This is a genomic window from Liquorilactobacillus sucicola DSM 21376 = JCM 15457 (assembly GCF_000612445.1).
GTDB lineage: Bacteria > Bacillota > Bacilli > Lactobacillales > Lactobacillaceae > Liquorilactobacillus > Liquorilactobacillus sucicola.
Genome location: NZ_BALC01000001.1, coordinates 1 through 12,436 on the forward strand (window position 1 = coordinate 1; position 12,436 = coordinate 12,436).

Sequence of the window (12,436 nt, forward strand, 5' to 3'; positions counted from 1 at the left end):
ATATTTGACAGCAATGTATATATATGGTAAGATAATTAAGTCGTTTGTGATGGCAAACGTAAGTTTGCCGACTTAGCTCAGTTGGTAGAGCATCTGATTTGTAATCAGAGGGTCGGGCGTTCGAATCGTCTAGTCGGCACCATATTATGCGGAAGTAGTTCAGTGGTAGAACATCACCTTGCCAAGGTGGGGGTCGCGGGTTCGAATCCCGTCTTCCGCTTGTCAATGTTTTTGCCGGGGTGGCGGAACTGGCAGACGCACAGGACTTAAAATCCTGCGGTAAGTGATTACCGTACCGGTTCGATTCCGGTCCTCGGCATTTTCATTTATTACATTGCACCCATAGCGCAATTGGATAGAGTGTCTGACTACGAATCAGAAGGTTGTAGGTTCGACTCCTACTGGGTGCATATTTATCGGGAAGTAGCTCAGCTTGGTAGAGCACCTGGTTTGGGACCAGGGGGTCGCAGGTTCGAATCCTGTCTTCCCGATTAGATGAGAAAACATCTTTTTCTTTGATTAAATCAAATCGCGGTGTAGCTCAGCTGGCTAGAGCGTCCGGTTCATACCCGGGAGGTCGGGGGTTCGATCCCCTTCGCCGCGATAAGTCATTTATATAGAACTTGGACCTTTAGCTCAGTTGGTTAGAGCAGACGGCTCATAACCGTCCGGTCGTAGGTTCGAGTCCTACAAGGTCCATTGTGCTGGTGTATTGATGTATGTCAGGTATGATTGGCGCTTTAATTTATGGAGGATTACCCAAGTCTGGCTGAAGGGAACGGTCTTGAAAACCGTCAGGTGGGTAAAACCACGCAAGAGTTCGAATCTCTTATCCTCCTTTTTAATATTATCGCGGGATGGAGCAGTCTGGTAGCTCGTCGGGCTCATAACCCGAAGGTCGTAGGTTCAAATCCTTCTCCCGCAATTATGGTCCTATGGTGTAGGGGTTTATCACGCCTGCCTGTCACGCAGGAGATCGCCGGTTCAAATCCGGCTAGGACCGCTTATAGTTAAGATGTTTTTGATTATATTTACTTATGGCTCGGTAGCTCAGTCGGTAGAGCAATGGATTGAAGCTCCATGTGTCGGCAGTTCGATTCTGTCCCGCGCCATAAAAATTATGCGGGTGTAGTTTAGTGGTAAAACCACAGCCTTCCAAGCTGTTGTCGCGAGTTCGATTCTCGTCACCCGCTTATAAGTGACAACATGGAGAAGTACTCAAGTGGCTGAAGAGGCGCCCCTGCTAAGGGTGTAGGTCGCGAAAGCGGCGCGAGGGTTCAAATCCCTCCTTCTCCGTTTTTTGACCCGTTGGTCAAGTGGTTAAGACACCGCCCTTTCACGGCGGTAACATGGGTTCAAATCCCGTACGGGTCACTTTAATAATTATCGCGGGATGGAGCAGTCTGGTAGCTCGTCGGGCTCATAACCCGAAGGTCGTAGGTTCAAATCCTTCTCCCGCAATTATGGTCCTATGGTGTAGGGGTTTATCACGCCTGCCTGTCACGCAGGAGATCGCCGGTTCAAATCCGGCTAGGACCGCTTGGGTATTTTTAAGTAGATGCTGTCGATACATACGTATGTGTGTGTTGACAGTTTTTTCGTTTATATTAATTAATTGATCCATATCAATGTTTTAACGAATGATAAGATGTGTTAGAATAAAACATGTTACAGCACATTCCCGATAGGATTCATTTGTGTGAAGATGCCTTGTAACCAAATTATTGAATGGGGGAATTATCGTGTCAGAAAGACATTTATTTACATCGGAATCTGTTTCTGAAGGACATCCAGATAAAATTGCTGATCAAATAAGTGATGCTATCCTAGATGCATTGTTGGAGAAAGATCCTGATGCACGTGTGGCTTGCGAAACAACGGTTACCACAGGTTTAGTGGTTGTTGTAGGTGAAGTTTCTACCAGTGCATACATTGATATTCAGAAAGTTGTTAGAAATACTATCAAGGAAATTGGCTATGTCAACAATAAATATGGTTTTGACGGTGATAATTGTGCCGTGATGACGTCTATTGATGAACAGTCACCAGATATTGCACAAGGTGTTGATCAATCGCTCGAAAGGCGTGAAGGTGAGGCTGATCCTCTAGATCAGATAGGTGCTGGAGATCAGGGGATGATGTTTGGGTATGCTATCGATGAAACACCTGAATTGATGCCCCTGCCGATTTCTTTAAGTCATCAACTGATGCGTAAAATTGCTGAGATTCGAAAAAATCATGGTTTAGATTACTTAGGACCAGATGCTAAAGCTCAAGTTACTGTTGAGTACGATGAAGATAGCAAGCCAGCACGTGTGGATACTGTGGTTATCTCAACACAACATGATGCGGATGTAAGTCTAGAAACGATCCGTAAAGATGTAGTTGAAAAAGTTATTAAAACAGTTATTCCGGAAAAATTCTTGGACGATAAAACGAAGTATTTCGTTAACCCGACTGGTCGGTTTGTTGTTGGAGGTCCACAAGGTGATGCAGGTTTAACTGGTCGCAAGATTATTGTTGATACTTACGGTGGTTATGCGCATCATGGTGGTGGCGCATTTTCCGGTAAAGATGCTACTAAGGTCGATCGCTCCGCAAGTTATGCTGCTAGATACATAGCTAAAAACATTGTTGCGGCTAAGATTGCTTCACAGGTTGAAGTTCAGTTAGCATATGCTATTGGTGTGGCACAACCGGTATCAATTTCAGTTAATTCCTTTGGGACATCAAAAATTTCTGAGAAAGATCTTCAAATTGCTATTCGAAAAGTCTTTGATCTCAGACCAGCGGGAATTATTGAAATGCTTGATTTGAAGAGACCAATTTATAAACAAACTGCTGCTTACGGTCATTTTGGGCGAGCCGACGTAGATTTGCCGTGGGAAAAGACTGACAAAGTGGATGAACTGAAAAAAGCTTTGGAATTGTAGTTTTTACTAAAACAAGTTTTCTAATAATAGCAACTTGCATTTTAAAGCTTGGTTTGCTACGATAATGTAAATAAAACGCTAATAAGGATTAGTAGGGGAGATTGTTATTTCAGAGAGTGTACGTTTGGTGCAAGTATACATGGCAGTCGTTCTGAACTCACCTTTGAGTTTCTTGTTGAAACCTAGTAAATGAGAACGGGTATTTCCGTTAAAAAATAGAGCGCCAGTGACAGATTCAATTTTGGCTGGAATTTAGGTGGTACCGCGAGTCTTTTTTTCTCGTCCTATATGAAGTTTTTGATAGAACTTCTATAGGACTTTTTTGTTTAACTTTATGAAGGGAATGAACAAAACAATGGCTTATAACCATAAATTAATTGAAAAGAAATGGCAACACTACTGGGAAACACACAAAACATTTAAAACTACGGAAAATCCTAAACGCAAGAAGTTCTACTCACTGGATATGTTTCCATATCCATCAGGACAAGGGTTACATGTGGGGCATCCTGAGGGATATACAGCGACAGATATTATTGCACGCATGAAAAGAATGCAGGATTACAATGTTTTGCATCCAATGGGTTGGGATGCATTTGGTCTTCCGGCAGAACAGTATGCGCTCAATACTGGGCACTCACCACGCAAATTTACTAAAGAAAACATTAATAATTTTAGACGACAAATCAAGTCGCTTGGCTTGTCATATGATTGGGATCGCGAGATTAATACGACGGATCCTTCATATTATAAGTGGACACAATGGATCTTTGAAAAACTTTTTGAAAAGGGACTTGCTTATGAGGATGAGGTTGCTGTTAACTGGAGTCCAGATCTCGGAACAGTTGTTGCCAATGAAGAAGTTATTGATGGCAAGACGGAACGCGGTGGTTTTCCGGTTGTTAGGAAACCGATGCGGCAATGGGTGTTGAAGATAACGGCTTATGCGGATCGTTTGATCAAGGATTTAGACGATGTTGATTGGCCAGAAAATATTAAAGAACAACAACGCAACTGGATTGGTAAGTCTGTAGGGGCAAGTATTCGTTTTAAGGTTGCTGGTCATGAGAATAAGGAAATAGAGGTTTTCTCTACTCGTCCAGACACAATTTTTGGAGCAACTGCGCTTGTTTTAGCACCTGAGTTGGACATCGTTAAAGAATTGACAACAGCGGAACAAAAGCAGACTGTAGATGCATATATTCAAAAAGTTTTGCATAAGTCTGATTTGGAAAGAACAGATTTAGCAAAAGAAAAAACAGGTGTTTTCACAGGAAGTTATGTAATCAATCCTGTCAGCGGAGAGAAAGTTCAATTATGGATCGCTGACTACGTGCTTGCTACATATGGGACAGGTGCAGTAATGGTTGTACCTGCGCATGATAGCCGGGATTATGAATTTGCATCCAAATTTGATTTGCCGATTATCCCAGTTATCGAAGGCGGCGATGTTACTAAAGAAGCATATACGGGTGATGGAGTTCACATAAATTCGGGCTTTTTGAATGGGTTGAACAAGGATGATGCTATTAAAGCTATTATTGACTGGCTGAAGGAACATGGGGTTGGCGATGAAAAGGTCAACTATCGGTTACGTGACTGGCTTTTCTCCCGTCAGCGTTATTGGGGGGAGCCGATTCCCGTCATTCACTGGGAGGATGGAGAAACATCTCTTGTACCTGAGGATGAGCTTCCGTTGAGACTGCCACAGGCAAAAGATATTAAACCTTCGGGCACTGGAGAAAGTCCATTAGCCAATCTTGATGATTGGATCAATGTTGTCGATAAGAATGGTCGCAAGGGCAAGCGTGAGACTAACACTATGCCGCAATGGGCCGGCAGTTCATGGTACTTCTTACGTTATGTTGATCCGCATAACCAAGGTGCAATAGCAGATTATGATAAATTAAAGGAATGGATGCCTGTTGATTTGTATGTTGGTGGTGCAGAACATGCTGTGCTTCATTTATTATATGCACGTTTCTGGCATAAGTTCTTGTATGACATTGGTGTTGTTCCTACGAAAGAACCATTCCAAAAGCTGGTAAATCAAGGAATGATTTTAGGAGATAATCATGAAAAAATGTCTAAGTCCAAAGGCAATGTCGTCAATCCAGATGATATTGTTGAAGAATTTGGTGCAGACACACTACGGTTATACGAAATGTTTATGGGGCCATTAGATGCTTCGATTGCTTGGAGTGAAGATGGATTAAATGGAGCCAATCGTTTCATAAATAGGATTTGGCGGCTGATCATCGACGATGAAGATCACCTGCGCGATCGAATTACAACTTTAAATGATGGCCAGCTTGAACGTGTTTATAACCAGACAGTGAAAAAAGTGACAGAAGACTACACAGCAATGCATTTTAATACAGCTATTTCACAGTTAATGGTTTTTGTTAACGAGGCATATAAAGTTGATGCACTGCCGCTTGAATACATTGAAGGTTTCGTTAAGATGATTTCTCCAGTCATACCGCATGTTGCAGAGGAATTGTGGACCAAGTTGGGACATGTTGGAACTATCACTTATGAAGCATGGCCGACTTTCAATCCAGAAAAACTGATTGAAGATACGATTGAGGTAGTAGTTCAAGTAAATGGTAAAGTAAAGCAGCATTTACAAATTACTAAGGGAATTTCAAAAGAAGAATTAGAACAAAAAGCACTAACTGACGAAAAAGTTAAGAAGGCTATCAGCGGTAAAGATGTCAAACGAGTTATCGCTGTTCCTGGAAAACTTGTCAACATCGTTGTTAAATAAACCTTTTATGAAGAACTGTATTGAAGAAGATCAAGCATTTTTTGTAATGCTGGTCTTTTTTTGGTGGCAAAGAAAGTAAAATTTGGTTTGCAACCGAGACGTAAGTTTTATACAATTAAAAATACATGTTATTGAGCTTTAGGTATATTAACTTTTTTTAATCTAGGAGGAATATTAAAGATATGAAGAACGAACTTTCGCGGGCTTTAACTCATCGCCATGTGCAGATGATAGCAATTGGCGGTGCAATAGGAACCGGCTTGTTTCTTGGTTCGGGAACCGCGATACAAAAGGCTGGTCCAGCAATAATTCTAGCATATCTAATTGCTGGTATTATCTGTTTTTTCATGATGCGTGCAATCGGTGAGCTGGTGCTTTCAAACACGAAATTAACCTCATTTATCGACTTCGTACGTGTTTACATGGGTGACGGATGGGAATTTGTGATCGGTTGGACATATTGGCTGTGCTGGGAAAGTTTGGCTATGGCAGATCTAACGGCTAGCGGTATTTATATTGGTTACTGGTTTCCCTTTATTCCTCAATGGGTGACACCTTTGGTTATTATCCTTGTTTTGCTTGGTTTTAATCTATTGAGTGTTGGTATTTACGGTGAGCTTGAATCTTGGTTTGCGAGCATTAAGGTGATGGCTATTATAGCATTAATCGTGACAGGAGTTATTCTGATTTTATTTCAAGCTAATGTCAGCGGGCATCAAGTAAGTATTGGTAACCTGTTTAATTATGGGGGCTTTTTTCCAAAGGGTTGGACAGGCTTTTTGGCAGCTTTTCCAATGGTGATTTTTGCTTTTACTGGAATTGAGATGGTGGGACTGACTTCTGGGGAAACTGAAGATCCCGAAAGAGATATCCCACGTGCCATAAATAGTTTACCAATCAGAATTGGTTTGTTCTATTTAGGATCGATGTTTGTTCTGATGTGTATTTATCCTTGGAATGAAATAACCACTACCTCAAGTCCATTTGTCCAAGTATTTTCTGGAATAGGAATCAAAATTGCAGCTGGAGTCATTAATTTTGTAGTTCTAACGGCCGCTTTATCAGCATGTAATAGTGCAATTTTCAGTACCAGCCGTACACTGTATGTTCTGTCGCACAGTAAAAAAGCACCGCACTCTTTTGGAAATACGAGCAAACGGAGTGTGCCGGTGCACTCGTTAGTATTTTCCTCTATTGCGTTATTTATAATTGTCCTATTAAATTATGTTGTGCCGAAAAGTGTCTTCGAAATTATCTCCGGTGTTGCAACGATCAGCTTTATTTTTGTCTGGGTCGTCTTAGTGATCTGTCATTATAAATATAGACTGCAAAGTAAAAAGCAGAAACGTGTCTTTCCAATGCCACTATATCCTTTCTCGAATATTATCACGATAGTTTTCTTCATTGGGGTTCTGTTCCTTTTGACGTTAAGTAGGAGCACGCTGCTTTCTTTGGTATTTTCCTTTGTTTGGTTTATTGCTCTAGGATTAATCTATCGGTTTGTTTTTAAAAAAAATAAGCTTTTTTGAACTTTTTAGCATTGATGGGTATAAGCTGTAAAAACTTGAAATTACGAACATAGCGAGTCTTTTGCGAATTGAACGAAAAGTTTTGACTTATAAAACATGGTTATACAAAATAAGCAGGGGGATGGATCAAGAACTGACTTTTGACCCAGCCCTCGTTTGTTTTATAAAAATAATGACTAAAGTATAATGGTTACTGGTGTGACTTCTAAATGGAATACATTGCTTGTTATCACAAAACAGTTTAAAATTAACGCAGTTGAATAAGCAAAAAGGTAGGATAAAAAAATGGCAAGATGGTCCACTGCAAAGAATAGTGAAAAAAAGGAATTTAATAAGAGTTCAACGGCGAATAAAACAGCCAAGGAAAAAATGTTGCGAGGATCTGCATGGATGACAGTTGGTAGTATCTTTTCCCGTATTTTGGGTGCGATTTATATTATTCCTTGGTATGGTTGGTTTGGCGCAGATAAACTGCAGGCTAATGCCCTTTATACAAAAGGCTATACAGTCTACAGCATGTTTTTGATGATAGCAATTTCTGGTATTCCTTCAGCTGTTGCCAAGCAGGTTTCTCATTATAATGCCCAAAATGAATACGCTGTTGGGCGCAGATTATTTAAAAAGTCATTACTACTAATGTTGATAATTGGTGTTCTCTGCGCAGTAGCAATGTGGGTTAGTGCACCTTGGATTTCACAAGGAGATGCCAATTTAGTACCTGTCTATCGTTCTTTATCAATTGCCTTGATCGTTATTCCGGTTATGAGTTTGACGCGTGGCTTTTTCCAAGGCTATCAAGATATGTTTCCATCAGCCATGTCACAATTGCTAGAACAAATTGTACGTATTATATATATGCTTGCGGCAACATTTTTAATTATGCGTGTTGTAAAGGGAAGTTATGTGACTGGTGTGGTTCATTCAACTTTTGCTGCATTCGTAGGAGCATTGGGTGGATTATTCATATTGGTGTTATATTTTTTTTCGGCAAAAAAAAACAGATGGATCAGCTGGTTCTACAAAGTGCAAATCAACTAGAAGTGTCTGATCGTCATATTATCAAAGATGTTTTATATGAATCAGTTCCTTTTATTATTATCGGAGTTTCGACAACATTATATAATCTGTTAGATCAATTTACATTTCAACCGGTAATGCAGGGTTTCTCAGCTTTAAATATTCGACAGATAAATGACTGGTTTGCACTCTTTGCGGGTAATGCTAATAAACTAATCATGATTACGATCTCACTAGCTTCAGCGATGGCGATAACTGCTATTCCACTACTGTCCGAAGCATATACAAAGGGGAATAAGAAGCAAATTGCAACTCAAATAAACGATGCCCTTGAATTGTTTTTAATCGTTATGCTCCCTTGTTCGCTGGGCATGGCAGCTGTTGCTAAACCGTTATATGTAATTTTTTATACATATGATCATGTCGGGATTTTTATCTTGAGTTTTGCGTCGTACATTGCTTTGCCGATTGGTTTGTTTATGGTGCTTTCCTCGCTTTTGCAGGGAGTTTATCAAAATAAAGCTGCTATCAAATATTTTTTGATCGGATTTGTCGTTAAATTAATTGTTCAAGTGCCTTTGATTATTTTTTTGAAGGGTTTTGGTCCATTATTGGCAACTGGTATAGGGATGATGGTTTCAAATTGGTTGATGCTACGTTTCTTATACGCTCATTTTGGATTAGCTGGTGATCGAATTGTGAGACGTTTTGATGGGTTACTCTTCTTCTCCTTATTAATGTTTGCAGTTGCTTTTGGAGTCGTTCAGGTCAGTGGCTTTTTCTTTAATCCATACAGTAGAATTCAATCATTGATTGTTTTAGTTTTGGCAGCAGGTTTAGGCGGTTACGTGTATGTTTATTTATGCCTTAAGACAAGAATCGCAGATAAAATACTAGGCGTAAGAGTAGGTTCTTTGCGCCGGTTACTGAGAATTAAGTGAGGTTTTTGAAAATGAGACTTGACAAGTATTTAGCTAATATGGGATTAGGAACACGTTCACAAGTCCGTAAAATAATAAAAGATGGACGTGTTACAGTCAATGGATATATCGTTTATAGCTCTAAAACCCAAGTTGACGAACAAAATGATGAAGTCATGGCTGATAAAGAGCTTCTTAGCTATCAAAATTTTTTCTATTACATGATGAACAAGCCGCAAGATGTTATTTCAGCGACTAATGACGATTCCCAAAAGACGGTGATGGATCTTCTGACCAAAGAGGATCAAAAAAAATCTATGTTTCCCGTTGGACGTTTGGACAAAGATACTACCGGTCTGCTGATAATAACAAATGACGGTAAATTGTCTCATCGTCTTCTTTCACCCGCACACCATGTTAGCAAAGTTTATGAAGTTAAGGTTGCGGGAGTTATTGATGATGAGGCACAAGCGAGTCTTGCAGCTGGCATAACGCTTAAGAACGGAGAACAAACGAAGGCCGCTAAAGTTCAGGTGTTAAAATCAAATGAAAAGAACAGTTGGATTAGATTAACGATAAGCGAAGGAAAATACCATCAAATAAAAAGGATGATAGGAGCGCTCTCAATGCATGTGCTGACCTTGAATAGAATAGAAATGGGGTCGCTCAAGCTAGATACAGATCTCGCGTTAGGGGAGTACCGCAAATTGACTACCACTGAGATAGCGTGTCTTAAAGAAAAGTGAATATTATCATAGAAAAGCTGTACTCCAACTAATTTTCAATAGGAGATTAGTTGGAGTACAGCTTTTTTATGATAAACAAGTAGGATATGTGACCAGAGATCAGCGTGATTGCAGTGAATATTTGTGCATAAATTTTTGAAGCGCGTTAATGATATCGGTGGGTAAAACAACATACTTGGAAGATGCCAATTCCTGTGCTAAAGCACTGTGTGCATAAACTGCACAATCAACAACCTGTTCGTAATTTTTAAAATGGAATTGGCCTAGAAAGGCTGCAATAATACCAGTCAAAGTATCCCCCATTCCGCCAGTACTCATATATGGTCCACCGACACTAAGTTGTGAAATAGAACCATCGGTATGGTAAATAGTTGTGTTGTGTTTTTTTAGAACGATCGTAGCACCTAGTTTTTGCTGCTTAACTGTATTTTTTGTATCATCTTGGTCAGCTATTTTGATACCGCTGAGCCGCTGCCATTCCATCTGATGCGGTGTATAGATTGTTTTTCTGACTGCTAGTGCTTGTATAAGTTCTGCCTCGTGCGCTACTAGAGTGATTGCTGAACCATCTACAATTATGAATTGGTTTGTGTTAGTATTCAAAATTACTTTTCGCAGGATTTTCAGTGCGACAGCATCGTCACCGAGTCCAGGCCCAATGACGAGTACATCAGAAGCATTGATAGCCTTCAATAAATCAATGTCATTGTTATAATTGATGAACATTGCTTCAGGAATGATCGAATGAAGCGCAGTAAGGTTCTTGGAATCTGTAGCACAGCTTACCAAACCGGCACCAGCATGAACGGCAGCTGAAGAAGACATGATGATGGCTCCTCCATAGTGCTCATTTCCGCCGATTGTTAGGATACGGCCAAAGTTTCCCTTATGGCTTTCTAGTGGACGCTGTAGAATGACCTGTTTCAAAATATTTTCTTGTAATTGATAGATATAATCATCTCCCTTAAGGTAACCACAATCATTTACTATAGTTTAGCATAAATATTTTGAGGAACATGTAATTAGTTAGCGAAGTAAATACAAAATATGATAGAATTAGCGCATATTCAATATTTGCAGGAGGAGTATCATGGAAATAAATTGGCAGGGCGAAATAAAAAAAAGGAAAAGTGAACTATTAAATGATTTAAAAGAATTATTGAAAATTGAAAGTGTCCGTGATGAAAGTCAAGCGACAAAGGAAGCGCCTTTTGGACCTGGGCCTAGAAAGGCATTGGATAAGTTTCTTCAAATGGCTAATGATGATGGTTTTAAGACGTTAAATCTTGATGGTTTTGCGGGCCACATCGAATTTGGAACAGGCGAAGAAACTCTGGGAATCTTAGCGCATGTAGATGTCATGCCAGCGGGGAATGGTTGGAGTACTGATCCATTCGTTCCCGTTATTCAGGATGGGCGATTATACGCACGTGGGTCCTCTGATGATAAGGGGCCTTCAATGGCAGCATACTATGGCTTGAAATTGATCAAAGAGCTCAACTTACCGGTCAGCAAAAAAGTTCGTTTCATTTTAGGAACAGACGAAGAAAGCGGCTGGCGTTGTGTTACTCACTACTTTGAGAAAATGCCTTTGCCTGATTTTGGATTTTCACCGGATGCTTTTTTCCCTCTAATAAATGGTGAAAAAGGCAATGTTACGTATAGTGTAAGTTTTTCAGGTGAAAATATTGGAAAGGTGACATTGCTTGATTTTCAGGCAGGATTGCGCGAAAATATGGTACCTAATGAAGCATATTGCCATTTAAGTGGAACAGATTTTGAAATAATTGAGAAAAAATTCAAAGAATTTATCTCACGGAATCCAATTCAGGGCAATGTTAAACAAGAAGACGGGGTAGTAAAGCTTGAAGTAGTCGGTAAGGCTGCTCATGCTCAAGAACCGCGAAATGGAATAAATGCAGGAACATATTTAGCATTATTCTTGAGTGACTTGGATTTAAAAGGTAGTGCTAAAAATTATATCTCATTTGCAGCAAAATCACTGCATAATGATTCCCGGATGAATAATTTTGGCTTGCGCTTTACAGATGATGTGATGGGTGATTTAACGATGAATACTGGAATCTTTAATTTCAAAAATTCAGTTGGTGGGGAAATAGTCCTAAATTTCCGCTTTCCGCGAGGTTTAAAAGCAAGTCAAATAGAGAAAGCATTGTCTGAAGAAGCTGCTATTTTAGGAGGTACGGTCAAGTTGGCAGGAAAACTGCAAGAACCGCACTATGTGCCGTTGGATGATCCGATGGTAGAGACTTTGCTCAAAGTATACGAACGTCAGACGGGAAATAAAGGTCACGGAATAGTTGTTGGCGGAGGGACCTATGGACGATTGATGGAAAGAGGAGTTGCTTTTGGAGCAATGTTTCCAGGAGTACCAGATACTATGCATCAAGTTGATGAATTCATACCAGTAAATGATTTATTAAGAGCTGCTGCAATTTATGCCGAATCGATCTATCTGCTAATCAAGTGAGTTTGGTGGGAAATATGCGATAAATTAGTA

The 12,436-nt window shown here is 40.0% G+C and carries 6 protein-coding genes, 16 tRNA genes, 1 pseudogene, 1 riboswitch and 1 other annotated feature; of the genes and pseudogenes, 22 read left to right on the forward strand and 1 reads right to left on the reverse strand.

Annotated features, from left to right (window positions below):
• The first annotated feature begins 66 nt into the window (after positions 1 to 66).
• The 21 genes and pseudogenes from JCM15457_RS00005 (at position 67) to JCM15457_RS00105 (ending at position 9,915) form a co-directional block, all read left to right on the forward strand.
• A tRNA-Thr gene (locus JCM15457_RS00005) sits at positions 67 to 142 on the forward strand.
• A gap of 6 nt (positions 143 to 148) precedes the next feature.
• Positions 149 to 220 (forward strand) — tRNA-Gly (locus JCM15457_RS00010).
• A gap of 13 nt (positions 221 to 233) precedes the next feature.
• Positions 234 to 319: transfer RNA gene (locus JCM15457_RS00015), tRNA-Leu, on the forward strand.
• A 17-nt stretch (positions 320 to 336) separates the two neighbouring features.
• Positions 337 to 410: transfer RNA gene (locus tag JCM15457_RS00020), tRNA-Arg, on the forward strand.
• Between the two features lie 7 nt (positions 411 to 417).
• Positions 418 to 491 (forward strand) — tRNA-Pro (locus tag JCM15457_RS00025).
• Positions 492 to 530: 39 nt separating this feature from the next.
• Positions 531 to 604: transfer RNA gene (locus JCM15457_RS00030), tRNA-Met, on the forward strand.
• Between the two features lie 21 nt (positions 605 to 625).
• A tRNA-Ile gene (locus JCM15457_RS00035) sits at positions 626 to 699 on the forward strand.
• 50 nt (positions 700 to 749) lie between these two features.
• Positions 750 to 839: transfer RNA gene (locus tag JCM15457_RS00040), tRNA-Ser, on the forward strand.
• Positions 840 to 851: 12 nt separating this feature from the next.
• A tRNA-Met gene (locus tag JCM15457_RS00045) sits at positions 852 to 925 on the forward strand.
• Positions 926 to 929: 4 nt separating this feature from the next.
• Positions 930 to 1,003: transfer RNA gene (locus JCM15457_RS00050), tRNA-Asp, on the forward strand.
• A 36-nt stretch (positions 1,004 to 1,039) separates the two neighbouring features.
• Positions 1,040 to 1,112: transfer RNA gene (locus JCM15457_RS00055), tRNA-Phe, on the forward strand.
• A 10-nt stretch (positions 1,113 to 1,122) separates the two neighbouring features.
• Positions 1,123 to 1,193: transfer RNA gene (locus JCM15457_RS00060), tRNA-Gly, on the forward strand.
• Between the two features lie 15 nt (positions 1,194 to 1,208).
• Positions 1,209 to 1,296 (forward strand) — tRNA-Ser (locus JCM15457_RS00065).
• Between the two features lie 6 nt (positions 1,297 to 1,302).
• Positions 1,303 to 1,374, forward strand: a tRNA-Glu gene (locus JCM15457_RS00070).
• A 13-nt stretch (positions 1,375 to 1,387) separates the two neighbouring features.
• A tRNA-Met gene (locus JCM15457_RS00075) sits at positions 1,388 to 1,461 on the forward strand.
• Positions 1,462 to 1,465: 4 nt separating this feature from the next.
• Positions 1,466 to 1,539, forward strand: a tRNA-Asp gene (locus JCM15457_RS00080).
• 124 nt (positions 1,540 to 1,663) lie between these two features.
• Positions 1,664 to 1,745, forward strand: a riboswitch (SMK box riboswitch).
• The gene (gene metK / locus JCM15457_RS00085; protein WP_034986421.1) at positions 1,743 to 2,933 is read left to right on the forward strand and encodes a methionine adenosyltransferase; all 1,191 of its coding nucleotides are present in this window, start codon (positions 1,743 to 1,745) and stop codon (positions 2,931 to 2,933) included. Its footprint overlaps the riboswitch before it by 3 nt.
• 69 nt (positions 2,934 to 3,002) lie before the next feature.
• Positions 3,003 to 3,223: a binding site (T-box leader), on the forward strand.
• 65 nt (positions 3,224 to 3,288) lie between these two features.
• The gene (leuS, locus tag JCM15457_RS00090; RefSeq protein WP_034986423.1) at positions 3,289 to 5,703 is read left to right on the forward strand and encodes a leucine--tRNA ligase; all 2,415 of its coding nucleotides are present in this window, start codon (positions 3,289 to 3,291) and stop codon (positions 5,701 to 5,703) included.
• A 182-nt stretch (positions 5,704 to 5,885) separates the two neighbouring features.
• Complete coding sequence (locus JCM15457_RS00095; protein ID WP_034986426.1) at positions 5,886 to 7,232, forward strand: amino acid permease; 1,347 nt, start codon at positions 5,886 to 5,888, stop codon at positions 7,230 to 7,232.
• Between the two features lie 285 nt (positions 7,233 to 7,517).
• Positions 7,518 to 9,190: pseudogene (locus tag JCM15457_RS00100) on the forward strand (putative polysaccharide biosynthesis protein).
• Positions 9,191 to 9,201: 11 nt separating this feature from the next.
• Positions 9,202 to 9,915: a pseudouridine synthase gene (locus JCM15457_RS00105; protein WP_034986428.1), complete on the forward strand. Its 714-nt coding sequence runs from the start codon at positions 9,202 to 9,204 to the stop codon at positions 9,913 to 9,915.
• A 99-nt stretch (positions 9,916 to 10,014) separates the two neighbouring features.
• On the opposite strand, the gene JCM15457_RS00110 is transcribed toward JCM15457_RS00105, so the two are convergent.
• Positions 10,015 to 10,866 carry an NAD(P)H-hydrate dehydratase gene (locus JCM15457_RS00110; RefSeq protein ID WP_034986429.1) on the reverse strand — a complete coding sequence of 284 codons (852 nt, stop codon included), beginning with the start codon at positions 10,864 to 10,866 and terminating at the stop codon, positions 10,015 to 10,017.
• A gap of 139 nt (positions 10,867 to 11,005) precedes the next feature.
• On the opposite strand from JCM15457_RS00110, the gene pepV reads away from it, so the two are divergent.
• On the forward strand, positions 11,006 to 12,406 hold the full coding sequence (gene pepV, locus JCM15457_RS00115; RefSeq protein WP_034986431.1) for a dipeptidase PepV: 1,401 nt from the start codon (positions 11,006 to 11,008) through the stop codon (positions 12,404 to 12,406).
• Positions 12,407 to 12,436: the final 30 nt, after the last annotated feature.